This is a genomic window from Rheinheimera sp. NSM (assembly GCF_052380015.1).
GTDB lineage: Bacteria > Pseudomonadota > Gammaproteobacteria > Enterobacterales > Alteromonadaceae > Alishewanella.
In genome coordinates, this window is sequence record NZ_JBQTCI010000002.1 from 336,179 (window position 1) to 359,319 (window position 23,141).

Annotated in this window: 24 protein-coding genes; 13 read left to right on the forward strand and 11 right to left on the reverse strand. The window is 49.8% G+C overall.

Going from position 1 to position 23,141, the window contains the following annotated elements:
* Positions 1–38: 38 nt before the first annotated feature.
* The 7 genes from ACTZWV_RS07360 to ACTZWV_RS07390 all read left to right on the forward strand — a co-directional run bounded on the left by ACTZWV_RS07360 (position 39) and on the right by ACTZWV_RS07390 (position 4,087).
* Complete coding sequence (locus ACTZWV_RS07360; protein WP_444785922.1) at positions 39–485, forward strand: hypothetical protein; 447 nt, start codon at positions 39–41, stop codon at positions 483–485.
* Between the two features lie 216 nt (positions 486–701).
* On the forward strand, positions 702–1,058 hold the full coding sequence (locus ACTZWV_RS07365) for a hypothetical protein (RefSeq protein WP_444785923.1): 357 nt from the start codon (positions 702–704) through the stop codon (positions 1,056–1,058).
* A gap of 86 nt (positions 1,059–1,144) precedes the next feature.
* On the forward strand, positions 1,145–1,498 hold the full coding sequence (locus ACTZWV_RS07370; protein WP_444785924.1) for a VOC family protein: 354 nt from the start codon (positions 1,145–1,147) through the stop codon (positions 1,496–1,498).
* 56 nt (positions 1,499–1,554) lie between these two features.
* On the forward strand, positions 1,555–2,136 hold the full coding sequence (locus ACTZWV_RS07375; protein WP_444785925.1) for a GNAT family N-acetyltransferase: 582 nt from the start codon (positions 1,555–1,557) through the stop codon (positions 2,134–2,136).
* A gap of 60 nt (positions 2,137–2,196) precedes the next feature.
* Entirely contained in the window at positions 2,197–3,129 is a 933-nt protein-coding gene (locus ACTZWV_RS07380) for a hypothetical protein (protein ID WP_444785926.1), read from the forward strand.
* Between the two features lie 47 nt (positions 3,130–3,176).
* Positions 3,177–3,497: a hypothetical protein gene (locus tag ACTZWV_RS07385; RefSeq protein ID WP_444785927.1), complete on the forward strand. Its 321-nt coding sequence runs from the start codon at positions 3,177–3,179 to the stop codon at positions 3,495–3,497.
* A gap of 71 nt (positions 3,498–3,568) precedes the next feature.
* Positions 3,569–4,087 (forward strand): GNAT family N-acetyltransferase, encoded by a 519-nt coding sequence (locus tag ACTZWV_RS07390; RefSeq protein ID WP_444785928.1) that lies wholly within the window; start codon positions 3,569–3,571, stop codon positions 4,085–4,087.
* 33 nt (positions 4,088–4,120) lie between these two features.
* Here ACTZWV_RS07390 and ACTZWV_RS07395 read toward each other — a convergent pair whose 3' ends face one another.
* Positions 4,121–5,992, reverse strand: a complete 1,872-nt coding sequence (locus ACTZWV_RS07395; protein WP_444785929.1) for a serine hydrolase domain-containing protein — start codon at positions 5,990–5,992, stop codon at positions 4,121–4,123.
* A 159-nt stretch (positions 5,993–6,151) separates the two neighbouring features.
* On the opposite strand from ACTZWV_RS07395, the gene ACTZWV_RS07400 reads away from it, so the two are divergent.
* The gene (locus ACTZWV_RS07400; RefSeq protein WP_444785930.1) at positions 6,152–8,167 is read left to right on the forward strand and encodes a winged helix-turn-helix domain-containing protein; all 2,016 of its coding nucleotides are present in this window, start codon (positions 6,152–6,154) and stop codon (positions 8,165–8,167) included.
* Positions 8,168–8,211: 44 nt separating this feature from the next.
* Here the strand turns inward: ACTZWV_RS07400 and ACTZWV_RS07405 are convergent, their stop codons facing one another.
* The 7 genes from ACTZWV_RS07405 to ACTZWV_RS07435 all read right to left on the reverse strand — a co-directional run bounded on the left by ACTZWV_RS07405 (position 8,212) and on the right by ACTZWV_RS07435 (position 13,530).
* On the reverse strand, positions 8,212–9,033 hold the full coding sequence (locus ACTZWV_RS07405; RefSeq protein ID WP_444785931.1) for an alpha/beta fold hydrolase: 822 nt from the start codon (positions 9,031–9,033) through the stop codon (positions 8,212–8,214).
* A 159-nt stretch (positions 9,034–9,192) separates the two neighbouring features.
* Positions 9,193–9,729 (reverse strand): phosphatase PAP2 family protein, encoded by a 537-nt coding sequence (locus ACTZWV_RS07410; RefSeq protein WP_444785932.1) that lies wholly within the window; start codon positions 9,727–9,729, stop codon positions 9,193–9,195.
* 21 nt (positions 9,730–9,750) lie between these two features.
* Positions 9,751–10,644: a cold adaptation protein AtcC gene (atcC, locus tag ACTZWV_RS07415; protein ID WP_444785933.1), complete on the reverse strand. Its 894-nt coding sequence runs from the start codon at positions 10,642–10,644 to the stop codon at positions 9,751–9,753.
* Between the two features lie 10 nt (positions 10,645–10,654).
* The gene (atcB, locus tag ACTZWV_RS07420) at positions 10,655–11,419 is read right to left on the reverse strand and encodes a cold adaptation protein AtcB (protein ID WP_305551099.1); all 765 of its coding nucleotides are present in this window, start codon (positions 11,417–11,419) and stop codon (positions 10,655–10,657) included.
* Positions 11,419–11,994, reverse strand: a complete 576-nt coding sequence (gene atcA / locus ACTZWV_RS07425; protein ID WP_444785934.1) for a cold adaptation protein AtcA — start codon at positions 11,992–11,994, stop codon at positions 11,419–11,421. Before atcA ends, atcB begins: the two co-directional genes overlap by 1 nt.
* A gap of 24 nt (positions 11,995–12,018) precedes the next feature.
* The gene (atcJ, locus tag ACTZWV_RS07430; RefSeq protein ID WP_305551095.1) at positions 12,019–12,303 is read right to left on the reverse strand and encodes a cold adaptation protein ActJcold adaptation protein ActJ; all 285 of its coding nucleotides are present in this window, start codon (positions 12,301–12,303) and stop codon (positions 12,019–12,021) included.
* A gap of 120 nt (positions 12,304–12,423) precedes the next feature.
* Positions 12,424–13,530, reverse strand: coding sequence for a hypothetical protein (locus ACTZWV_RS07435; RefSeq protein WP_444785935.1), 1,107 nt, complete (start codon positions 13,528–13,530; stop codon positions 12,424–12,426).
* A gap of 275 nt (positions 13,531–13,805) precedes the next feature.
* Here ACTZWV_RS07435 and ACTZWV_RS07440 point away from each other — a divergent pair, with 275 nt between their 5' ends.
* Positions 13,806–14,096, forward strand: coding sequence for a high-potential iron-sulfur protein (locus ACTZWV_RS07440; RefSeq protein ID WP_444785936.1), 291 nt, complete (start codon positions 13,806–13,808; stop codon positions 14,094–14,096).
* A gap of 52 nt (positions 14,097–14,148) precedes the next feature.
* Here the strand turns inward: ACTZWV_RS07440 and ACTZWV_RS07445 are convergent, their stop codons facing one another.
* The 3 genes from ACTZWV_RS07445 to pabB form a co-directional block, all read right to left on the reverse strand.
* Entirely contained in the window at positions 14,149–15,531 is a 1,383-nt protein-coding gene (locus tag ACTZWV_RS07445) for an L-serine ammonia-lyase (protein ID WP_444785937.1), read from the reverse strand.
* 119 nt (positions 15,532–15,650) lie between these two features.
* Positions 15,651–16,211: a CoA pyrophosphatase gene (locus ACTZWV_RS07450; RefSeq protein WP_444785938.1), complete on the reverse strand. Its 561-nt coding sequence runs from the start codon at positions 16,209–16,211 to the stop codon at positions 15,651–15,653.
* Between the two features lie 2 nt (positions 16,212–16,213).
* A complete protein-coding gene (gene pabB / locus ACTZWV_RS07455; protein WP_444785939.1) occupies positions 16,214–17,593 on the reverse strand; it encodes an aminodeoxychorismate synthase component I in 1,380 nt (459 codons plus the stop codon).
* Positions 17,594–17,693: 100 nt separating this feature from the next.
* Here pabB and ACTZWV_RS07460 point away from each other — a divergent pair, with 100 nt between their 5' ends.
* The 4 genes from ACTZWV_RS07460 (at position 17,694) to bktB (ending at position 23,099) form a co-directional block, all read left to right on the forward strand.
* On the forward strand, positions 17,694–19,223 hold the full coding sequence (locus ACTZWV_RS07460) for a fumarate hydratase (RefSeq protein ID WP_444785940.1): 1,530 nt from the start codon (positions 17,694–17,696) through the stop codon (positions 19,221–19,223).
* A gap of 115 nt (positions 19,224–19,338) precedes the next feature.
* The gene (locus tag ACTZWV_RS07465) at positions 19,339–21,360 is read left to right on the forward strand and encodes a S9 family peptidase (protein ID WP_444785941.1); all 2,022 of its coding nucleotides are present in this window, start codon (positions 19,339–19,341) and stop codon (positions 21,358–21,360) included.
* A gap of 177 nt (positions 21,361–21,537) precedes the next feature.
* Positions 21,538–21,888: an MmcQ/YjbR family DNA-binding protein gene (locus ACTZWV_RS07470; RefSeq protein WP_444785942.1), complete on the forward strand. Its 351-nt coding sequence runs from the start codon at positions 21,538–21,540 to the stop codon at positions 21,886–21,888.
* A 23-nt stretch (positions 21,889–21,911) separates the two neighbouring features.
* On the forward strand, positions 21,912–23,099 hold the full coding sequence (gene bktB, locus ACTZWV_RS07475) for a beta-ketothiolase BktB (RefSeq protein WP_444785943.1): 1,188 nt from the start codon (positions 21,912–21,914) through the stop codon (positions 23,097–23,099).
* Positions 23,100–23,141: the final 42 nt, after the last annotated feature.

A 23,141-nucleotide genomic window follows, 5' to 3' on the forward strand; every position in this document is an offset into this window, starting at 1 on the left:
TGCGGCAATGGACTGGTACAGTAACTCAAGGAGGAAAGGTGAACTCTGAGAATAATAAGTATCTTCTGGCTGCAGCTTTTTGCTGCATCTTAGCGGCATTGGCACATGCGGGCTGTATTGTGTTTGGTGCGGACTGGTATCGCTTCTTCGGCGCCGGAGAGCAGATGGCTCAAATGGCAGAGCAGGGCCTTTGGTATCCGACAATGGTTACATCTGTGCTGGTAGTAATGCTTTTTACCTGGGCTTGCTACGGTTTGTCGGGTGCCGGTGCGATTAAGTGTTTACCGCTGACTAAGTTTGCGCTGGTTGTTATCGCCGGCATATTTCTGCTGCGTGGTGTTTTATTTGTAAGTTTAATGCCAATGTTTCCTGATAACAGCTTAACATTCTGGCTTGTAAGCTCAGGTATCTGCTTGTTTATTGGCGCTTTGTTTGCTGTTGGTACTGTTCAGCAATGGGCAAAGCTTAGTAGTAAAACACTTTAAAATCATCATCTTACCGGGGGAGTGAGATGAACCGGCAAGTTACCGCTGTGATACCAGGTATAGTAGCCGTTGTTGCCGGGACCATATTGCTGGCTGGTTGCACTTGTGTTGGCCGGCATCATGGCTTTAAGTTAACGCCCATGGCTTATGTGGCAGTTGAGCTGGTTACGCCGCCACAATGCCTGCAGAACCAAACTTAGTCTGTAAGGAGCTGATTTGTTAATTATTGCGTCAATATTGCTGGTTCTGTGTGGGCTTACACATTCGATTCTTGGCGAGCGGTATATTTTAGCTCGTTTGTTTAAACGGGATAATTTGCCGCATCTTTTTGGTAGTGACGAATTTACCAAAGGCACACTTAGATTTGCCTGGCATATAACAAGTTTGGCTTGGTTTGGTTTTGCTGCACTTTTAGTGTTACTGCCGGACTCCGTCGGGCTACTTTTAACTGTCAGTGTGGTGTTTGCTGTAAGTGGTGTTTTCTCAGCTTACTATACAAAAGGTAAACATTTATCATGGCTGGTTTTTTTCGTAGTGAGTGCATTAACACTGGCAAGCGCGTTTAATGGCTGACAATTAGCGGCATAAACAGCGCTGCAGTGATACAAACCGCGTGTGCCGTTAAAGCGCATTTTTATTTCAATCTTTGAGGGGATTTAATGAACGGCCCGGCAAAACATGGTGCTTTAGTGTATTCAAACGACATAAAAAATCTGGCCGGATTTTACACAGCGCTTTTTGCGATGGACGTGATCCGGGAGACAACTGAGCTGATTAGCCTGGTTAAAGATGGTTTTAACATTGTTATTCATACGCCACCGGTAACGATGCCACCGGCGGATTTTAATAGTGTAAAGCTGTTTTTAACCGTTGATAATATTGAAGAAGCAAAGCTAAAAGCAATAGAGCTGGGTGGCCGGTCATTTGAAGGTTTATGGTCTAATCCGCTATTTACCGTGTGCAATATCGCAGACTCAGATGGCAATCATATCCAATTACGCCAATTCAGATAACAGCGCGGCCTGGTATGGTAAAAATTAGTACTTAAAAATTGTCGGGTTAAAATACTATGTGGATTAAGCAACAGGAACTGGTTGGCCGTTTTGTTACGCTGGAGCCCCTGGCAGACAGCCATATTAAGCCGTTACAAAAGGCGGTTGCCGATGGTGAGCCCGGGAAATTGTGGTTTGCTCATGTACCTGCAGTAAACCAGATGGCAGATTACGTTGCTGAGGCCATCGCTGCTGCAGCGCATGGCGATGTACCTTATGCGGTAAGGTCAACAGCAACAGGTGAAATTGTAGGAACAACGCGCTACTACAATGTTGATGCACCAAACAGAAGAGCGCTGATTGGTTATACCTGGTATGCTGATTGTGCTAAAAGAACGCCGGTTAATACCGAATGCAAACTGCTATTGTTGGCGCATTTATTTGAACAACTAAACGCCATTGCCGCAGAGTTTCGCACCCATTATTTTAATCGGGCATCACGTGCTGCCATCGAGCGGCTTGGCGCTAAGCAAGATGGTATTTTGCGCAACCATCAGATAATGGAAAATGGCTCGTACCGCGATACTGTGGTTTATTCGATTATTGCCAGTGAGTGGCCAGCCGTTAAAGCTAATTTGTTAAGTAAACTAAGCCAATAAGGCTAAACCATAGCAGCACCGGATAATCCAAAAAATCGGCACTCAAACGATTGGTAAAATATGAAAGATATGAATTTTATTGCTTCTGTCAATGAGCGGGATATTGATCTGCTGATATTGGAAGAGCTGACAGTCAGTGATGAGTTTCGTGATTGGTTTAGTGCCAGATTATTTGGTTGTACGGTTTACAACGCCGCTGGCGGTGCATGGCACTCAGTGGTTGCCGGCGACAATCGTGAGTCTGATTTACTGTTTATTTTCTTATCGCAAAGCGGTGAACGCATTGCAATTTTGATTGAAAATAAAATTGATGCGCCGCCTCAGCCACAACAAGCGCAAGGCTATAGAAATCGTGGTGAGCAAGGTGAGGTAGATGGCTTTTGGGATTCATTTAAAACCTGCCTTATCGCGCCGGAACGCTATTTAGCGTATTCACGCCAAACAGAGCTGTACGATCGCGAAGTTAGTTATGAGGAAATTCTGGCTTATTTTTCGTCAAGACGTTTTCGCGATAATCGCTTTGGCTACAAAGCAAAAGTAATACAGGAAGCCATAGAGCAAAATCGTAGGGGGTATCAGCCGTTATTTAGCCGGGAAATGACAGTTTTTGTTGAGAAATATGTCATGTACGCGGAGCGGCATTTCCCGCAGCTTGGTGTGCAAGCTGCAAAGCCTCGTCCGGCCGGTAGTACCTGGATTAAGTTCAGGCCGGCAGGTTTAGCAATATCAATGGATCTGTGTCATCAAATGACGGCTGGCTACGCCAAAGTATTTTTTACCGGTGCTATTGAGCAACTCGAAGCCATTACTAACAAATATGCACCTTACCTTACTGAATATCAGCTCATAAGCGCAGCTGGTAAATCGGTATCAATTACTGTGGAAGTGCCAAAGCTGGAACCGTTGCACCCCTTTGAACAACAGCAGGAAAAAGTTGCAATAGCCTTGCAGCAGCTGAGTACGTTGTTGCAAGTTCTGGTAAAAGTAACCTAAACCCGCCGGCGGAAATCTACTTTTTATATGGGTAATAACATCAGAGAATGGATGATAAAACTCGCGAAACACTTGTTATATACAGTGCATACGGCTATTTAGGCTGTCTTAGCGCGATGATGGTTGTGGCCATGATTTTTGGTAAACCTTATGGCCGTGCGGTGCTATATACGCTGATCCCGTTGTATTCGCTTTATTACGCAGTAATGTACTGGCGTGTTTGTCGCGGGTATAAGGATCAAGTGAAAAGGATATCTGCATTCGGCATTATTGGCAGAGGTACCTTTGTTGGCGCCATGTATTATTTGTCACTATTTTTTTGTGCTGTGTTGCTATACCTTTTTGTCAGCGTTTTCTTTGCTCTTTAAGTTAGAAGAAAATTGCATCAGAGAGCAGTGCCCATGCAGTACTTGAAGCACCCTAACTATCGGACAGACCTTTGATCAACATCGAAACAAACCGCTTAATGTTAAGCCCGCTACAACAACAGCACTGGCCGTTGTTTTTGCGCTTGCATACCGATCCGCAAATAGTGGCGCTGTGTTTTGATGTGCCGCCGCAAGATATGATAAGACAGAAGTTTGCCGCGCGGCTTAAGCCCTGGACGCCGGACAGCGACAACTGGCTCGGGTTGGTGGTGACTGATAAAGCCAGCGGTGCAGAGCTGGGGGTTACCGGCTTGCAACTGCAAGATGGCGTTGCCGAAGTGGGCTATCTGTTTTTACCACAGTTTTATGGCAAGGGTTATGCGGCGGAATCTCTGCAGGGGCTGATTGACTGGGCAACGGACACACAGCAGATAAACCGTTATCAGGCAGTGGTGACAGCAGGCAATGCCGCATCGGAAAAGGTATTAACCAAATGCGGCTTTATGCTTAAGCACATTGCACCTAATGCCCATAGTATTGGCGGTAAGTATTTTGCTGACCATATTTACCAACTGCAGTTGCAGCGTTAATTTTCAGCCACCAGCGCTCAATGTCTGCTCAGGCTATGCCCATAAGCGCACACCAATTAAGCCATTGAAAAGTAGAAACAACGCTATCAGACCATTCAGAGCAATCAGCAATGATGAGTGCCAGTATACGAACGTATTAACCTGCTGCCGTGCTGTTTGCCACCAAATTATTATGCTCCATAGGCTACTTAATAAAAACAGGATGCTGCAACAGAACAATCCCACGGACAGCCAGCTCGGTTGTCCTGCTAATTCTGTTAACGCCGGGCTGGCTTTGGCGTACAACAGCAAAGCTATTGCTACCGGCAACGGCATAAGCGCAATAAGAGGCCAGCTACGCAACCGGATGCTGGCGGGTGCTGGAATGTTACCCAGCCATTTTCGCGGTAGCCAAATCAAAGCGAAGCCAACAGCAATAAGCATCAATAGCGCCCAAACAAGCAAAATAACGATAGGCGCGTAGGCACCTGGCGCCGATATACGTTTGAAGGTCATTGGGCCATAGTGAATAACCGCGCCTGCTATCGGGTCATCAGCTGACACCAGTACCGTTTTGCCGCTGTGCCACTGCGTAAAGCTATTGTCACCGCCTGTACCGAGCTGACGCGGTTTAGCACCAATTAACGGGCTTATAGTGGCTGACTGTGCGCTAACCGTAAGCTTCCATGGCGTCAGCACGGCAAAAGGGGCAGTAAGCCTGGCACCCGGATTAATGCTGCGATAAAAACCCGACAAAGCCTGCTGTGACGGAGAAAAGCGTTGTTGCTTGTTTGCTGTTACTTTTGCGGCCGGTTGGGTAATTAAATCAGCTAAAAACTGATGTATTTGCGCTACTGCCGGGCCTTCACCATTTACGGCGATAACATAGCCTTTTTGTAAATCCGGTTGATAGACTATCAATGCAGAGCCGCCACGCACACTGCCTTCGTGACCAAACAGCAAGTAGCCATTAGCATGATACAGATTTAAGCCCTGAGCGTAAGTAAGCTCAATGCCGGCTTTTGCGGGCAATGAGCCGCCGGGCGTTTGCAGGATTTTAAATGAGTCTGTTGACAATAATTGCTGTTGTGTATTTTCCCCCTGGTTTAATAAGAAACTGACAAAGGCTGCCATGTCTGCCATATCGCTGTTTAATCCGCCGGCAGCGCGGTTGTTCAGCTGCTCATAAGCTAACGGCTGCTGGTTGATATACAGCGTGGCAGCATGTTTACGATAGTTATCGGTATAAAAATAATCGGTGTTACTCATACTTAGCGGCAATAAGAAATGGGTTTTAACAAAGGATTCAAAACTCATCCCGCTAAGCTTTTCAACAATATAGGCTGCAACGAGTGGCCCGGTATTGTTATAAGCAGTACGTGAGCCAGGCGGCCAGCGGGAATGTCGGCTATCAGGATGAATTTCCAGCGCCTGTTTAATCGTGACAGGATTGGCGGAGGCGACGACGTTTTCAGCAAAACGCATAGCGTCCCAGCCGGTGGTGTGATTTAACAGATGCTGTACGGTTAGCGGAAAATCTGCTGCATAGGGATTATTAAAGCGGATCTCCGGCGCCAGCTCGCGAACAGGAGTTTGTAATGTTAGTTTGCCTTGTTCAACAAGCTTTATCACCGACATGGCAACGAAGATTTTGGCTACCGAGCCAAAACGAAATTGGGTATTTGCGGTAATGGGCGTTCTCTGGTCGATATCAGCAAAGCCGGAGGTGAGTAACACCGGGGCTTTGCCGCTTTCAATGATACTGACGGCAATACCCTGAGCACCGCTTTTAACTCTGACATTGTCTAACAGCTGTTTAAAGTTGGCTGCTGGTTCAGTTGTGGCTTCGGGCAGCGCTTTAGGTTGCGCCTGCAGCGGGAAGGCTACTAAAAACACACCTAAACACAAGCTAATAATTTCTCTCATTTTTTCTTCCAATTAATGACTGTCGTGGTCAATATGGAAGCGGTGTCCGGCTTTGGCAAAGGACTTAATGTGATATTATCGCCGTTGTTAATAGTCACAAAAAGTCACATGAAAAAACATGCAGGTAAGGATATAACAATAAAAAGCAGGTGGAATAGCATGTTTAAAGTAGGTGATTTTGTTTTTAATTACAGCCGTGCTGAATTAATCAAAGATCGTGAGGTGGTCAAAATAGAGCCTCAGATCAACGAACTGCTAAAACTGTTGGTCGATAATGCCGGCGAGCTGGTATCTAAGGATCGTATCGTAAAAGCGTTGTGGTCAGATCGTGTTATTACCGACGATGCCTTTCGGGCAGTCATTAAGAAACTGCGTAAATACCTGCAAGACAGCGCCCGCGACTCTCGCTATGTCCGGACCCTACCGTTAAAAGGCTATATCCTGATCGCTGATGTTGCTGTGACGAATGGCACCGCAGATAAACCGACATCCGTTGTACGAACCACCAGCCGCTGGTTGATTGCCTGTAGTCTGTTGTTTTGCGCAATAGCACTGTTGGGGTATGTCGTGCTGCCACAACCGGCGAGAGTAACGCTAACGTCACTGACCGCTATGGAAGGCTCAGAAGTCAGCCCATCTTATAATGCTGAGAAAAACCTGCTGATTTTTTCGCACCGCGCTAATAAAGATGATTACTTGCAGCTCTACGCCAGGGCGTTAGATTCCGGACGGATAACACGGCTTACTTTTGACGAAGCAAACTATGCCAACGGCCACTTATCTGCTAATGGTGATAAGATAGCCTATACCCGCAGCACGCCGGCGCAAACCACGACCTTTATTGCTGATTTTTCAGCACAACATGGCTTAAGTAGTATTTATGCTTTGCCTGATGAGGTGTCGGAGCAGCGTTATCTGCAAGCCTGGAGTTCAGATGGTTCTGGGCTTTATCTTAGTGATTTAAAGCAACCAGGTGCGGTACAGGGGATTTGGTATTATCAGCTGGCCAGTCAGGAACTGTCCAGCGTGACATCTTCCGGTGGGTTTGGCAGTGGCGATTATTTTGCCCGCGAGTCGCATGACGGGCAATTTCTGGCAATACTCCGCAATACAGGTGCCAATGATAATGAGTTGCTGGTTCAACATTTACCCAGTGGCGAACTGGTTCATGTGCATAAGCTGGCACATAGTTACCAGCATTTGGTGTGGGATAACGCAGATAGACTGCTCACTTTAGCCAGCTTCTATGCAGAGTTTGCGCAGTATGATCTGGCCCGTGGCCAGCTTAAAGTGCTGCCACTAAATATTGAAAACATAAACCATGCTTTTTACAGCTGCGGTGAACGTTGCCTGTTTGCCCGCCAACACAGTGGCAATTATCTGGACTTAGTAATACAACCCAACCCGTTTTCTGCACCTGTCCTGTCTCAGTATGACTATTTACAATTTTCCGGCGCGGAGGATTTTCCGGTAACAGGCCAACAGAGCGGCCATATTTACCTCGTAAATAAACAGCACAAAGAAAGCCAAATAGCGGTTATTCAAGGCAATGGCATAAAGGTGTTGAAAGTTTTGCCGGTAGACAGCGAATTTACTGCATTGCAGGTAAACCCAAGCGAAACGCATCTGGCCGGTATTGTTAACGGCAGATTGTTTTTATTGGCGTTAGCCAGTGAGCAATTTCAGTTTTTGACCACCGAACTGGAACAAGTCGCTTCTGTGCAATGGACTGTATCAGGCGAGCAACTGCATTATGCACGAATTGAACACGGTAAGCCGGTGTTATACCGCTATGAGCTTGAGGCTGATGTTAAGGTAAGAGTAGAACCTAACGTATACGCAAAGCTGATAACGCCGAACAATGAAGCGCTGGTAGTTGACAGCGACGCCAACGTTTGGCGTTATGAAGCCAATAGTGCGCCGGTATTACTTACCCGTTTGCCGGATGTCAGCGCAAATCGTTGGCAGGTTCAGCAAAACTGGCTGTATTACACCGGGCATGAAGAAAACCTGGCCTATTTGTATCGAATTCATATAACTACAGGTGCTACAGAAAAACAGCTAATTGCCAAAAACCGCTTTCGCCTGAACTTTGATTTGTCAGCTGATGGCACTACGATGCTGGCTGTGCGTTCCGTGCTGGCACAAAGCGATTTGGTTAAGCTACAGTACTAAAGCCTGTAGTTAACCAAACGGCCCTCAGGGCGTTGCTCAAGCCATTACCGGCGGATAAACGCCAGTATATCTTTGGTTAGTTTGTCTTTGTCGGTGACAAACAGGCCATGTGGCGCGTTCTGATATTCAATAAGGGTTGCCTGGCTGATGCCTTTTGCTGCCAGCCTGGCCGAGGCGTCAATTGGTACGGTTTTATCCTCAGTGCCATGAATAATCAGCGTTGGTATTTTGAAGTACGCCAAATCAGCGCGAAAGTCGGTGGTAGAAAATGCCTTCAGACACTCCAGCGTCGCCCTGATACTGCCTTGCATGGCAACGGCGGCCATATGCCTGAGCAGTTCGTCACTGACGTTATTACCCGGCGTACCCACACCGAAAAAAGTGTTAAAGAAGTCGGTAAAAAATTCTGCGCGGTCTTTATGAATCGCACGGGCTGTTTTATCGAACGCTTCCTGCTCGGTTCCTGCCGGGTTGTCTTCGGTTTTCAGCCGAAACGGCACCACAGATGAAATCAGCGCTGCTTTTACTACCGATTTAGCGTTATGGCGCGACATATAGCGGGCCACTTCACCTCCGCCCATGGAAAAGCCGATAATGATGGCGTTTGGGGCATCCGCGTAGGCGATGACAGCGGCAAGGTCGTCACTTAAGGTGTCGTAGTCATAGCCACTCCACGGTTGTGACGAGCGGCCAAAACCGCGCCTGTCGTAGCTAATGGCACGATAACCGGCCGCGGCAATCGCCATAGCTTGCTCGTCCCAGGAGTCGGCAGACAGTGGCCAGCCATGTATCAATATAACCGGTTGGCCTTCGCCCCAGTCTTTGACATAGAGTTTGGCGTTATCTTTGCTGCTGATAAAGTGCATAGTGCTATTCCTTTTTGCGTGGATAAAACGCGGCACCGGCAACCCGGTTCAGCCGGTGTGTGTTAAGGAATAGTAGCGGGCCGCGGCTTTAATATCTGTGCGACAGCGCACAGATATTAAGACTGATTGAGCAGCAATAGCGGGGCAGTGCGAGCGGTTTTACCAGTTGGCGCTTAACTGTAAACCCACGCCATTTATGCCGGCGGTTGGGGTAATTTGCACACCGTAAAATGGTTCGGCGAACCAGTAACTTGCGGCGATGCCGATCAGCGCGCCGGCCAGTACGTCGCGGCTGTCGTGATGATCATTCTTCACCCGGCTGTAGCCGACATAAGTTGCCAGAGCGTACGCCGGGACACCGTATTGCCAGCCGTAACGGCGCTGCATAAAAGCTGCACCCTGAAACGCCATGGAGGTATGGCCGGAGGGGAAGGCATCGTTATCTGAACCGTCGGGGCGGTTTTTATGAATTGCCGTTTTCAACGCCAAAGTGGTAGCGACAGTAGCGGCAAAGCTGTAGTAAAACTGTGTGCTGCCCTCGTCATCGTCAAAGTACCTGGTCATGCCCCAAGCGGCAGCGGGCAGGGCAACGCGCAGTACGTCCGCAGCGGTGTCTTCTGTGTTGGCGCAGGCTTGGTGCAGCGGTAACAGCCATAGCAGCATGGCTGCAACCAGAGGGTAGAAGTGTTTAGTCATATTTTCGTTCATCTTTACAGTTTACAGTTCCAGGTATTGCGGCCAGCCGAGTAGCGGATTGGTTAAGCCTTGCTTGCCTTCAAAGGCATCGAGTTTTTCCGGTGAGGCATCCTGTGCTGCCAGCGCCTGGTAGTCTTTAGCAAAGGCCAGGGTGCGCAGCAGCGCCGGAATAAAATGCTGGCCTAAATCGTTACGGATAGCATCGGCATTGGCAGCAGGTAATTCAGCCAGGGTGGCTTCAGTTTGCAGTTGGAAAAAGGTGTCGTTAAACCAGTGCGGTTGCAACGTCAGGCTGCGGATGCGCTTTTTTAAATCCTGGCGTACTTTATCGCCGCCGGTAAGTGCACGGTAAAATACCACTTCGGCCAATACTTCTTCTAAGCTGAAATGCTCAAACTCGTCAAAGTGCGTGCGGGCATAAAACTGCTGTTGCAGCAACTGCATAGACTGGCTGCGGCGATGATCTTTCAGTGCTTGTTGGTACTGCGCCCAGCCGTTCCATTCTTCGGCATCGGGTGGCGTGGCAATACTTTGCAGCAGTTGCTCTTCCACATCGCCGTACAGCGAGTTTTTACCGGTTTTTTTACTAACGCTACTGAGCATATTCCAGCCTTTTTGAAACGGCTTTACCACGCCCTCCGGCGCCAGCAGCAAGCTCAAAGCACGGTCTGCGTCGTTGTCGCTAAGCTCCAGCAGGCCCAAGCTTACTACGCCGATAATATCGTGCGCCGCTTGCTCCAGCAGGTGCATCTTGTACTTGTTATAGAATTTATCGGCAAATTTCAGGCTCATCAGCACGGCTTTGCTTTTAATCTGTTGTAGCTGGGCCTGGCTGAGTTTGTCATCGGCTTGCGCTTTATTCAGCACAAGGGTTAAAAACGGGCCAAAACTGCCATCACGTAGCATTAACTGCATGAGTTATTCCTTAGTCGAGAAAACTGAACATATCGTCCACTTCGGCGTATTCATCCGTGGCCTGGTTTTTCTCTTTTGCCTGCATCACCAACTCGGTGGCAAATTTACTGATAATGCCTTCCCAGCCGGAGTTTTCGTTGCGGATAAGCGCTTTAATGGCTTGCTCTACCTGCGGTGTTAACTGGCGGATCAGCGCCAACAGGCTGCGTGGGTCGTCAAAGCCCAAGCCATGGGCGTCTTCCGTCAGTTGCCGCTCGGTGTAGGCGAGGGCTTCTTCCAGGTCTTCTTCCTCTTCGTGCAGGGTATCGGCGTAGAAATCTTCATCGGCAAACTGCTCACCGCGGTAGATTTCGATAAACGGAATCGATAAATAAAACAGCCCGGCCGGGTCTTCTGCCACACATTCTAAAATGGCAGCTTGTTTATCTTCGCTGTCTTGGGTGCGGATCAAATAGGTTAAAAAGTCGAAGGTGTGCTGCTTTAGCTCTTCGGCGTTATTCTTAATTTTTTCTTCCCAGTACAACGGCTGCTGGCAAACGATATCGCGAATGCGCTCCGGGCTCATCAGCTCGGAAATAATAGACGGGAAGGAGATATCATGCTCGCTGTTAATCTGGGTCAGCGTAACAATGTCTATTTGCTCAATCACTTCTACCAGCTGCTCATCACTCATGGTATTGGCAATCAGCTCAAATTTTTTGCTGGCTTGCTTTGGCTCTACTACAGCCAGCTGTTTAATTTCGGCAACGGCTATCTCAATTAAATTAGTACTCATTAAGGCTTCTCTCCGTTAAAACGAATGTCGTCGTACTGGTCGTCGTAACCTTCTTCGTCGCTGTCATCATCATTGTCGTAGTCGTCGCTGTCATAATGATTGCTGTCGGCATCGTCGTGCTCTGCGTCGTCGTAGGCGGGGTCTTCGTTATAGGTTTCGCTGCCGTTACGGCGTTTGGCAACAATTTTACCGCCTTCCAGTAAAAACAGTACGGCACAGGCTTCGATTAACTGTGCTTCATTGTGAGCGCGAATGGCTTTTACCAGTTCAACATCGGCGTTATTAAACGCCACTGAGGTTTTAAACTGATCCCAGGCCGGAGCGGTGGCACTGCTTAGCCACTGCTGCCACTGCAATTTCGCCGCAGGGGTAAATTTTACCCGGCCGTATAACGCCATAGGCAGGTATTCCGGTACGGAGTCGAGCATGTCCGGGCTGGCCAGTAAAATGGCTTTCATCTTGGCGGTAAATTGCTCCAGTGCCTTGGGGGTATCGGGGTCCATATAGGATTCAATATTTTCCAGTGCATCGGTTTGCAGGGCGCGGATGCGCGCCATATTCAGTTTGTTTGCCATAAGCTGTTGACGACCCTGATAGGTTTAAGAGTAGTACTGATCCCACAACTCCTGCATAGCAGCAGCGGGGTCGGTAACAATGACATTGTTAAAATCTTTAATAAAAGCGGCTTTTTGCTTTGGATCTGATAATAGCTCATAAGCGGCTTTTACCCGTTGCAACTGAGCTGCAGCCTGGTCTTTTTCATCGTCAGTCAGGCCGTGCAGCTTATCCGGGTGATACTTATTGGCTAAGCGCTTATAGGCTTTTTTAATATCGTCATCGCTGGCATTGGTTTTTACGCCAAGTACGCGAAAGTGGTTAATCATAAGTAGTCCCGTAAATACTAAGAGGAGTTGTGCCGGCCTGCTGCGCCGTTACGAGGGCGGCAAACAGCAGGCAATAATAGCAGATAGCGCGCAGTACTTCACCTGGTGGCGCAGTAATGCTTAGTTAAGGCGCTGAATAAACCAGCGTGGGTCTACCGGCAGGCTAAACAGCAGCGGCGCAAACTTGTTAAAGTGCGCGGCATTGGCCGGGCATTGAATATTATCCGGATAGTGTTTTTTCCACGCATCGTTAACTAAATACACGGTGTCGCCGTGTACGGCAACGCCTTCAATGGCGGTTTGTACCATTCTCTCATAGGCGGGGCAGGCGCTGTCTGCCGGCGTGGGGGCATAGTAGGCCATTTGTTGCACGAAGGGCGCTTGTTGTTGGCTTAAATCAATGATCCACAGCTGATCGTCATTGCGCGCGGCGGCCACTAAGTAACCCGGGTGGCCGGCTTTTTTAGCCGGCAAATAATCCAGGCCGTTAATCGGGTGGTTTTTCGCATCCGGCACCGGCAGTACAAAGCCGCTGTCCTGTACCTTGACATAGCCATCTTGCTGCCAAAAATCAGTTTGGTATGCGGTGTTAAAGATCATCGGTGCATTGGCAAGATTTTTCTCCAACGCCAGGTATAAATTACCGGCGTTATCAAAGGCTAAACCTTCAATACCGTCATTGGGGAAGTTACCTACCCCGGCGGCTTTGGGGAACTGTACCGGCCGTACTGCGGTAATCTCTGCGCGGCTTAGCGTGCTGTCGGTTTCAATTTTTACCAGTAGGGTGGGGAAATCAGTAGAGTTGGTTTCGCCATAACGCGCCTTACAATCGGCGCTTAACTGTACAAAGGATGAGTCTTCGGTAACAGTAATAAACACCGTGTCGTCTGTTCTGTCCCAGGTAAGTGACTCAAAATCAGGGTGTTTGTTAAACAGCTCACCAAAACAGCCGTTTAATACTTGCTTTGACACCGTAATGTTAAGCGGCTCTGCGTTAAGTTTTGCCGTGTGCGGGTTTATCCGCAGCAGTTTATTGCGCAGCGGCTCTGCGGCGCTGTTATCACCTAAATGAATAAGCTCGCCATGGCGCCAGGTAAAGCCGGAGCTTTGCGGATCGGTTAAGGTTTGGCCGTGTAAATCGGTGATCCATTTACCGGCTAGCGGTTGCTCTGTGGCACCAATAGCGGCGGCGAAGCATAAACTGGCTAAGTACAGGCTGGGTTTCATACATTATCTTCATAAGCTGCAGTTGGCGGTATTCTGCCAGCCGAAGATGACAAATTAAACCTTTATCGGTTTTGTTGTTACTCATCAAAGAATCCTATGCACTACGCTTATAAACTGATAGCTGTAACCGATACGTGACGCCAGCGCTTTGGTTTTTTCTGTTACACAGCAAACTAAACCGGCTACGGCTTAACGCAGTAGTAGTAAGCGATAGCTAAAAATAATAACAGCAACATTAAGTGCAAAAGTGCAATGACAATATCAGAGGAAAAATTATGACAACCAGCAGAAGACGTTTTTTAAAACTATCGGCCGGCGGTGTAGTGGGCTTAAGCATGGGCGGCATTAGCTTAAAGGCTTTTGCCAACGAACAACTGGACCCGGAAAACCCGCAAGCCAAGGCGCTGCAATATGTGCATAAGTCCGCTAAAGAAGGGCAAAACTGTGCTAACTGTGCGCTTATTCAGGGCGCTGATGGCGAAGCCTGGCGGCCCTGCGCTATTTTTCCGGGCAAACTGGTTGCCAGTGAAGGCTGGTGCGCTGCCTGGGCGAAAAAGCCGGGGTAGTGTAAATGAATCAAGCCCGCTAAAGCGGGCCTGATTCATTAATTTAAGCTACTCAACATTCGATAATATTGACTGCCAGGCCACCACGTGAGGTTTCTTTGTACTTGGTTTGCATATCTTTACCGGTGTCCCACATGGTTTTAATTACTTTATCCAGCGAGACTTTCTGATCGCCGCTACCACGCAGTGCTAACCTTGAGGCATTAATGGCTTTAATCGAGCCCATGGCGTTACGTTCAATACAGGGTACCTGCACCAAACCGCCAACCGGATCGCAGGTTAACCCCAGGTTATGCTCCATACCAATTTCAGCGGCATTTTCCACATGCGACGGTGTACCGCCCTGAATCTCAGTTAGTGCGGCAGCCGCCATAGAGCAAGCCACACCCACTTCACCCTGACAGCCAACCTCGGCACCGGAAATAGACGCATTTTTCTTATATAAAATGCCGATAGCGGCTGCGGTTAACAGATACTGCACCGCAATATCCGGGGTTACCGGCTGAATAAATTTGTCGTAGTACATTAATACTGCCGGAATAATGCCGGCGGCACCGTTAGTGGGCGCGGTAACCACGCGGCCACCGGCAGCGTTTTCTTCGTTAACAGCCAGTGCAAACAGGTTTACCCAGTCCATCACCTGCAGCGGATCGTTACTTTTTTCCGCCATCAGTTTTTTGTACAGCGCCGGGGCGCGGCGTTTTACTTTTAACCCGCCGGGCAGTATACCTTCGGTCTTAATACCACGCTCAATGCAGGCGCGCATGGTGAGCCAGATATTGTTCAACTCGTCAGTAATCTGCGCCGGGCTGCGTAATACTTTTTCGTTTTCCAGCATTAAGCCGGCAATCGACAGGCCATGCTCTTTGCACAGCGCTAACAGCTCTGCGCCCGATTCAAACGGAAAAGGTGGTGGGTTATCAGCAGCAAACTGGCTGGCCGCCTCTTTTTCCTTAGCAAAGTCTTCGGCTTTAACAATAAAGCCGCCACCTATCGAGAAATACACATCGCGTAGCACAACGTTTTTGTCTTTATCATAGGCAACTAACTCCATGCCGTTGGAGTGCTCTTTTAAGGTTTTACGCCGGTGAAACACTATGGCGCCTTCACGCGGGAAATTAACCGGCTTCACTTTTGCCAGCCGGATTTGCTGCTCGTCACTGACCTGCTTTAACAAACCTGGTACCGCGTCGGGGTCAACCGTTTCCGGCAGGTAGCCGGCCAGGCCTAAAATAACCGCTTTACCGGTGCCGTGGCCAATACCGGTTTGGCCCAGCGAGCCAAACAGCTCTACTTTAACGGCGGTGACGCTGTCGAGCAGGTTGTTGTCGGTTAAATCGTCGGTAAATTTTTTCGCTGCCCGCATCGGGCCTACCGTATGTGAGCTGGACGGGCCTATACCGATACTGAACATATCAAAAGCGCTGATAATCATAATTATGTCTGCTGGCTGCTAATCAGAATGGGGGCATTGTAGCTCAAGGCGCTCAGTTCTGTAAGTCGGTTGGTAACTGGTCGGTGCTTATTACAGATGAGAAAAACTAATAGGTATGCTTAGGCTAGCTGCAAACACAGCCGATGCAGGATGGCTGCGGTGGCCCCCCAGATAAACTTATCCTGATATGGCATAGCATGCAGCTGCTGCATCTTGCCGCGCAGGCGTAAGCTGAACTGATGGCGGTTTTCCTGCTGCAAAAAATGCGTTAACGGTACTTCAAAAATGCCGGCCACTTCATCAGCCTGCAATAGCCAGCTGTGCTGTGGTTGCAGCAGGCCAACCCAGGGCTGGATAGTAAAGCCGGTACTGGTGCTTTGCAGCGGCAGCCGGCCCAGTAGCTCCACTGCTGCCGGGGCTAAGCCGATTTCCTCGTGCGCTTCACGCAGTGCCGCAGTATGGCTTTGCTCGCCCGGTTCAATACGCCCGCCGGGAAAGCTGATTTGCCCAGGGTGATGGCGCAAGTGCAGCGCACGCTGGGTAAACAGCACATGCAGCTTGTCGCCGTAATCAATAATGGGGATTAGCACTGCCGCCTGATGTTGATCGCTGTGCAGTATCGCGCCGGCTGCTGCGGCCGTTTGCAGTAAAAAACGCTGGCGAAACTCTGCAGCAAGCACTTTTATTGCTCCTTAGCTGCCAGCACCGGCAGAATTTTGTTCACTTTATCTAAGGTTTCCTGATATTCGCTGTTAACTTCAGAGTCGGCTACTATGCCGCCGCCGGCCTGGCAGTGAATTTGCCCTTCGCTGCAAATCAGCGTACGGATAGCAATATTGGTATCCATATCGCCGCTGCTGTTAATGTAGCCAATAGCGCCACAGTACACTGAACGGCGTTGTGGCTCCAGTTGCTCAATAATCTGCATTGCCCGCACCTTGGGTGCGCCGGTAATAGAGCCACCCGGGAAGGCGCCGCGCAGTAAATCGCAGGCGCTGAACTCTGGTGCCAGGGTGCCGGTTACCGTGCTGACTAAATGATGTACCGCCGGAAAGCTTTCAATAGCAAACAGTTGCGGCACTGCTACTGAGCCTGGCACACACACTTTGCCTAAATCGTTACGCAGTAAATCCACTATCATCACGTTTTCGGCGCGGTCTTTGGCAGAATTGCGCAGATTATCTGCTTCCACTTCGTCCGTCAGCGGACAAATACCGCGCGGCCGCGTGCCTTTAATCGGTTTCGTTTCTACCTCGTTACTGTATAGCTGTAAAAAGCGCTCTGGTGAGATACTCAGCACAGCACCTTGCGGCAGGCGGATAAAGGCAGAAAAGGGCGCAGCATTTTTATCGCGCAGTTTAAGGTAAGCCTGCCACTCATCGCCTTGATAACCGGCGCTAAAGCGCTGTGTCAGGTTAATTTGGTAGCAGTCGCCGCTAAGCAAATACTCTTGCACCTGATTAAACCGGGCTATATAACCGGCCTTATCCATATTGGCTTGCCAGTTACCGTTTAAGCTAAAGGGCGCAGATGCCGGTAGCTTGTGTTGCAGCCTGGCGTGCAGCTTGTGCCAGCCGGCTTCGGCCTCGCCGTGGTAATCGACGTACCATAACTGCTTAAGTTGTTTATCGAGCAGCAGCGCCCACGGGTAAAAGCCTATTGCCATATCCGGCAGTTGAATATCAGCGGTTGCTGTTGCCGGTAGTTTTTCGACATAGCGGCCTAAATCGTAGCCAAAGTACCCGAGGGCGCCGCCAATAAAGGGCAGGTCGCTGCTAACCGGCTGCGGGAAATAGCGTTTTAACGCGCAGTTTAATACGCTAAAGGGGTCTTCATTGTACGTATGGCTGCCGTGCTCGTCGGTGAGTATGCTGCAGCCGGCTTTGGCCTCTAAGGTAGCCAGCGGCTCTGTTACTAAGATGTCGTAGCGGCTGTTAACGTGCTCTGGCGCAGCCGAGTCGAGCAGCATGGCCCAGGGCTGCTGAGCGAAGTGGCTGAACAGCGCAAGTAAGTTGTCCGGCGTTTCACCGTAAATTTCCGGCGGAATAAGGTACTGCTGCATGAATGGGGCTAGCCGCTGTTTCTGATGCGCGCTATCATACCAGCACCGACACTAATAGTTAAACATGGCGCTGCCAGAGGCGTCAGAGGACAGGTAAAACATGACGGTTATTCGCCAGCAAGACTTTATCGACAGCATCGAAGATGCGCTGCAGTACATCTCTTATTATCACCCGCTGGATTTTATCAAAGCACTGGAAGTGGCCTACCACAAAGAGCAAAACCAGGCCGCGAAAGATGCCATAGCGCAAATTTTAATAAACTCGCGCATGTCGGCCGAAGGCCATCGGCCGATTTGTCAGGACACCGGCATAGTAACCTGCTTTGTTAAAATTGGTATGGACGTAAAGTGGGATAAAACCGATATGACGGTGCAGCAAATGGTGGATGAAGGTACCCGTCGTGCTTACTTAAACCCGGATAACCCGCTGCGCGCTTCCATAGTGGCAGATCCTGCCGGTGGCCGTAAAAATACCAAAGACAATACGCCCTCTGTAGTGCATATCGATTTAGTCGCCGGCCATCATGTTGAAGTGATGATTGCTGCCAAAGGCGGTGGCTCGGAGAATAAAACCAAGATGGCGATGTTAAACCCATCTGATTCCATTGTGGATTGGGTGCTGGAAACCCTGCCGAAAATGGGCGCCGGCTGGTGTCCGCCCGGCATGCTGGGCATAGGTATTGGCGGTACAGCCGAAAAAGCAGCCGTACTGGCCAAAGAAGCCTTAATGGAACCGGTAGATATTCAGGATTTAATTGCTAAAGGTGCAGAAACCGCCGATGAAAAGCTGCGGCTGGAACTGTACGAAAAAGTAAATAAACTGGGGATTGGCGCCCAGGGCCTTGGCGGTTTAACCACGGTAGTAGATGTAAAAATTAACAGCGTGCCAACCCATGCCGCCAGTTTGCCGGTAGTGATGATCCCTAACTGCGCTGCTACGCGCCATGTGCATTTTCATTTAGATGGCACAGGCCCGGCCGATATTCAGCCGCCAAAACTGGAAGACTGGCCGCAGGTAACCTGGGAGCTGGGTGCCAATGTACGCCGGGTAAACCTGGATACCGTGACGCCACAAGACGTATTAGAGTGGAAAGCCGGTGAAACCGTGCTGCTAAGCGGCAAGATGCTGACCGGCCGTGATGCGGCGCATAAACGCATTGCCGATATGCTAAATAAAGGCGAAGCGCTGCCCGATGGCGTCGATTTCAAAAACCGCTTTATTTACTACGTTGGCCCGGTAGATGCGGTGGGTGACGAAGTAGTAGGCCCGGCCGGCCCGACGACTGCTACGCGGATGGACAAATTTACCGATATGATGCTGTCGCAAACCGGTTTGCTGGGCATGATTGGTAAGTCAGAGCGCGGTGATAAAACCGTGGCCAGCATTAAGCAGCACAAAGCGGTGTACTTAATGGCCGTGGGCGGCGCAGCCTACCTGGTGTCTAAAGCGATTAAGAAATCCCGCGTGGTAGCCTTTGCCGATTTGGGCATGGAAGCCATTTACGAGTTTGAGGTGCAGGATATGCCGGTAACGGTAGCGGTAGACTCCAACGGCAATAACGTGCATCAGCAAGGCCCGGCCATCTGGAAAGTAAATATCGAAAATATGGCGTCAGCGCTTAAGGCCTGATCCGATAAAAGGCCGCAGCAATAACTGTGGCCTTTTTTTTGCCGCCGGGAAGGCAATAATAACCAGACTTTCAACAACTGGATTTGCGATAACAAAAATAATCAGGGGACTCATAATGAAAAAGACTTTAGTTGCGCTGTCAGTATTATTAAGCGGGGCGGCCTTGGCCAAAGCGCCACTGACGGTAGAACATTTAAACCGCTTTAATAAGCTGCACGACGTGGTGTTGTCTAACGATGGCCGCTTTTTAGTTTATGGCCAAACCAACGGCGGTTTTAGCCCGGCAGATAGCGCCAGCGATTTGTACTTGATGGACTTATCTAACCTGAATAAAGTTACCCGTTTAACGCAGAGTGCCGGCCGTGAAAGCCAGCTGCAGTGGGCGAATGATGGCCAGAGTATCTATTTTATTGCCAACCGCAGTGGCACTAATCAGGTATGGCAATTGCCGTTATACGGCGGTGAAGCGCTGCAGCTTACCGATTTACCGCTGCCGGTAGAGGGTTTTAAAATCTCCTCTGATGGCAAACAAATTGCGCTGTCGCTGGCGGTAAAACCGGGTTGCCAGAATCTGCAATGTACGCTGGATGCCAAAGCCGCCGATACAGCAAAAAAAGATACGGCCATGGCGTATGATCAGCTGATGGTGCGGCACTGGGACCATTGGTTAACACCGTATCGCAGCCATTTGCATATTGCAGCGCTGGATAAGGGCGCGGTAAAAGATGCTGTTAACCTGATGAGCGAGTGGAATACCGATATTGCCGGCATGAAAGAGGTGGCCTTTACACCGGATAATGCACGGCTGGTGTTCAGCGCCAAGATCCCCGCGCCAGATCAGGCCTGGCACACCAACTACGACATCTTTATGGTGCCGGTAAATGGCGGCGAAAAGCAAAATTTAACTGCCGCTAACCCGGCTTGGGATGCGCAGCCGTCGTTTTCTGCCGATGGCCGTTTTATGGCCTACAAAGCCATGAGTAAACCGCAGGCCGAAGCCGATAAGTTCAGCCTGATGTTGTTGGATATGGTGACCGGGCAGCGTAAAGAGCTGGCACCGGAATTTGACCGTTCAGTAAGCGATTACAAATTCGGCCCGGATAACCGCACCATTTACGTTACCACCCAGGATCTGGGCCAATATGCCATTTATGCCATTAACACCAGCTTTGGTGATGTGCGTAAAGTGTACGGCGATGGTTATGCCGGTGCGTTGAATGTGGCGGCAGATAAAATTGTCTTTACCAACCACAAACTGGATATGCCGCCAGAGGTGTTCCAGCTAAGCACCGACGGTGGCAGCCTGACGCAGCTGACCGATATTAACGCTGACTGGCGCGCTGAGGTGCAATTGGGTGACTACGAGCAATTCAGCTTTAAAGGCGCCAATGACGATACGGTGTACGGCTATTTAGTCAAACCGTGGGATTTTGATGCCAATAAAAAATACCCGATGGCGTTTTTAGTGCACGGCGGGCCTCAGGGCAGTTTTGGCAATATGTTTAACGAGCGCTGGAATGCGCAAATGTATGCCGCTAAAGGCTATGCGGTGGTGATGGTCGATTTTCATGGCTCTACCGGCTATGGTCAGGCCTTTACCGACTCGATCAGCCGCGACTGGGGTGGCAAGCCGCTGGAAGATTTAAAAAAGGGCTTTGAGTATATCGTTAAAGCCCAGCCATGGATTGACGGCAACCGCGCCTGTGCGCTGGGCGCCTCTTATGGCGGCTATATGATGAACTGGATTGCCGGTAACTGGCCAACCGGTTTTAAATGCCTGGTAAACCATGCCGGTTTATACGATATGCCATCGTTTTATGGCAGCACAGAAGAGCTGTGGTTTCCGGAATTTGATTTAGGCGGCCCGGTTTGGCAGGCAGAGTCGGATTATCAGAAGTTTAACCCGGCCGCGCTGGCAGACAAATGGCAAACGCCGATGCTGGTTATTCACGGTTTAAAAGATTACCGCGTACCTTATGCCCAGGGTTTAGGTGCCTTTACTAACCTGCAGCGCAAGGGCATAGATTCGCGGCTGGTGATTTTTCCGGATGAAAACCACTGGATCTTAAATAAAGATAACCGTGTGCGCTGGTACAACGAAGTGTTCCAGTGGCTGGATAAATACACCAAACCATAAGTTAGTTTGACAGAACCCTGCATAATGCAGGGTTCTGAATTTCGTGCAGGGGCAAATCGGGTTGTACACGCCGACTCGCCGTGAATACATCCGTGTAGGCTCCTCTCAGGCATCCATGCCTTCAAGGGTCGGCTTAGCACAACCCGATCCGCCATGTCAGATAAAGGAGTGCATTCAATGTTCGACTTTCAACAATGCCGTGATCACTGCCTGATGCAACTGCAAAGCATCGAGGACTTCCCGTTTGGTCCGGATATCTACGTATACAAAGTCGGCAAAATATTCGCTATTTTAAGTGAGAAAGATGGCGTAGCCCGGGTAAACCTAAAGTGCGATCCGGCTGAAGCTTTGATGCTGCGCGATATTTTTCCTGCCATTACACCAGGCTACCATATGAACAAGCAGCACTGGAACACCGTGCTGCTTGATAGCAGTGTGCCGGATAACGAAATAAAACGGCAGATTGAAAACTCGTATCAGTTGATTATAAAAAGCCTGCCAAAAGCGAAAAGACCATTGCTGGTTTAGTGTCAGCACATCAGGAGTAAAGTATGCAGTTATCAGACGTTGTGATCCTCGCCGGCGCCCGCACTGCTATTGGCAGCTTTGGTGGCAGTTTGGCTACGTTAAGCCCGGCGCAGCTGGGTACTGCCGTAGCAAAAGCAGCGATCAGCCGTTCTGGTGTGGCTGCAACAGATGTCGACCATGCGGTATTTGGCCATATTATTACCACTGCGGCTGAAGATGCCTATTTAGCCAGACATATAGCGCTAAGCAGCGGTATGGCAGCCAGTTCTGCCGCCTTTAATGTCAACCGTTTGTGTGGCTCAGCGCTGCAGTCGGTAATATCGGCCGCGCAGTTAATTCAACTGGGGCAAAGCACAATTGCCCTGGCCGGTGGCACTGAGAGCATGAGCAATGGTGCCTATTTACTGCCGAATGTGCGCCGCGGTTTAAAAATGGGCCATGCCGCTATCACCGATCTGACGCTGGATATATTAACCGACCCATTCGGCAGCGGTCATATGGGCCTGACGGCTGAAACCATCGCCGCACAGTATGGCTTTAGCCGCGCTGATTTAGATGCCTTTGCCGTGCAAAGCCAGCGGCGGGCTGCACTGGCACAGCAGCATGGTTATTTTAACAGCCAGATAGTGCCGGTAACGGTGCAAGCCGGTCGCACAGAATACGTATTTGACCGTGATGAACATATCCGTGCCGATACCACAGCAGAGAGCTTAGCTAAATTGAAGCCGGCGTTTAAGCAAGATGGCATCGTCACGGCCGGTAATGCTTCAGGTTTAAATGATGGCGCGGCGGCCATGCTGCTGACCAGCCGGTTTGAGGCGGATAAACGTGGCCTTATGCCACAAGCAAGAATTTTGGCGTATGCCTTTGCCGGCGTGGAGCCGGGCGTAATGGGTTTGGGGCCGATACCGGCGGTGCAGCAGGTGTTGGCACAAACCGGTTTAACGATAGCTGATATTGCTGTCATTGAGTCGAACGAGGCTTTTGCTGCGCAGGCGCTGGCGGTAAGTCAGACATTGGGCTTTGACCCGGCCAGGGCTAACCCCAATGGTGGCGCTATAGCGCTGGGCCATCCGGTTGGCGCAACAGGTTCGGTATTGCTCATTAAATTATTGGCTGAACTGAAGCGCACCGGCGGCCGTTATGGCCTGGTGACCATGTGCATAGGTGGCGGCCAGGGTATAGCGCTGTTGCTGGAGTCTTTATCATAGCGTTAAGGAACTTTAGCGCGGTTGGCGCGCCTTATGCCAGAG

What these genes read in the sequence shown, in the direction of transcription:
- ACTZWV_RS07370 (WP_444785924.1), top strand. Translation starts at nt 1,145, where the DNA reads ATGAACGGCCCGGCAAAACATGGTGCTTTAGTGTATTCAAACGACATA.
- ACTZWV_RS07375 (WP_444785925.1), top strand. Translation starts at nt 1,555, where the DNA reads ATGTGGATTAAGCAACAGGAACTGGTTGGCCGTTTTGTTACGCTGGAG.
- ACTZWV_RS07380 (WP_444785926.1), top strand. Translation starts at nt 2,197, where the DNA reads ATGAAAGATATGAATTTTATTGCTTCTGTCAATGAGCGGGATATTGAT.
- ACTZWV_RS07385 (WP_444785927.1), top strand. Translation starts at nt 3,177, where the DNA reads ATGGATGATAAAACTCGCGAAACACTTGTTATATACAGTGCATACGGC.
- ACTZWV_RS07395 (WP_444785929.1), bottom strand. Translation starts at nt 5,992, where the DNA reads ATGAGAGAAATTATTAGCTTGTGTTTAGGTGTGTTTTTAGTAGCCTTC.
- ACTZWV_RS07400 (WP_444785930.1), top strand. Translation starts at nt 6,152, where the DNA reads ATGTTTAAAGTAGGTGATTTTGTTTTTAATTACAGCCGTGCTGAATTA.
- ACTZWV_RS07405 (WP_444785931.1), bottom strand. Translation starts at nt 9,033, where the DNA reads ATGCACTTTATCAGCAGCAAAGATAACGCCAAACTCTATGTCAAAGAC.
- ACTZWV_RS07410 (WP_444785932.1), bottom strand. Translation starts at nt 9,729, where the DNA reads ATGACTAAACACTTCTACCCTCTGGTTGCAGCCATGCTGCTATGGCTG.
- atcC (WP_444785933.1), bottom strand. Translation starts at nt 10,644, where the DNA reads ATGCAGTTAATGCTACGTGATGGCAGTTTTGGCCCGTTTTTAACCCTT.
- atcB (WP_305551099.1), bottom strand. Translation starts at nt 11,419, where the DNA reads ATGAGTACTAATTTAATTGAGATAGCCGTTGCCGAAATTAAACAGCTG.
- atcA (WP_444785934.1), bottom strand. Translation starts at nt 11,994, where the DNA reads ATGGCAAACAAACTGAATATGGCGCGCATCCGCGCCCTGCAAACCGAT.
- atcJ (WP_305551095.1), bottom strand. Translation starts at nt 12,303, where the DNA reads ATGATTAACCACTTTCGCGTACTTGGCGTAAAAACCAATGCCAGCGAT.
- ACTZWV_RS07435 (WP_444785935.1), bottom strand. Translation starts at nt 13,530, where the DNA reads ATGAAACCCAGCCTGTACTTAGCCAGTTTATGCTTCGCCGCCGCTATT.
- ACTZWV_RS07440 (WP_444785936.1), top strand. Translation starts at nt 13,806, where the DNA reads ATGACAACCAGCAGAAGACGTTTTTTAAAACTATCGGCCGGCGGTGTA.
- ACTZWV_RS07445 (WP_444785937.1), bottom strand. Translation starts at nt 15,531, where the DNA reads ATGATTATCAGCGCTTTTGATATGTTCAGTATCGGTATAGGCCCGTCC.
- pabB (WP_444785939.1), bottom strand. Translation starts at nt 17,593, where the DNA reads ATGCAGCAGTACCTTATTCCGCCGGAAATTTACGGTGAAACGCCGGAC.
- ACTZWV_RS07460 (WP_444785940.1), top strand. Translation starts at nt 17,694, where the DNA reads ATGACGGTTATTCGCCAGCAAGACTTTATCGACAGCATCGAAGATGCG.
- ACTZWV_RS07465 (WP_444785941.1), top strand. Translation starts at nt 19,339, where the DNA reads ATGAAAAAGACTTTAGTTGCGCTGTCAGTATTATTAAGCGGGGCGGCC.
- ACTZWV_RS07470 (WP_444785942.1), top strand. Translation starts at nt 21,538, where the DNA reads ATGTTCGACTTTCAACAATGCCGTGATCACTGCCTGATGCAACTGCAA.
- bktB (WP_444785943.1), top strand. Translation starts at nt 21,912, where the DNA reads ATGCAGTTATCAGACGTTGTGATCCTCGCCGGCGCCCGCACTGCTATT.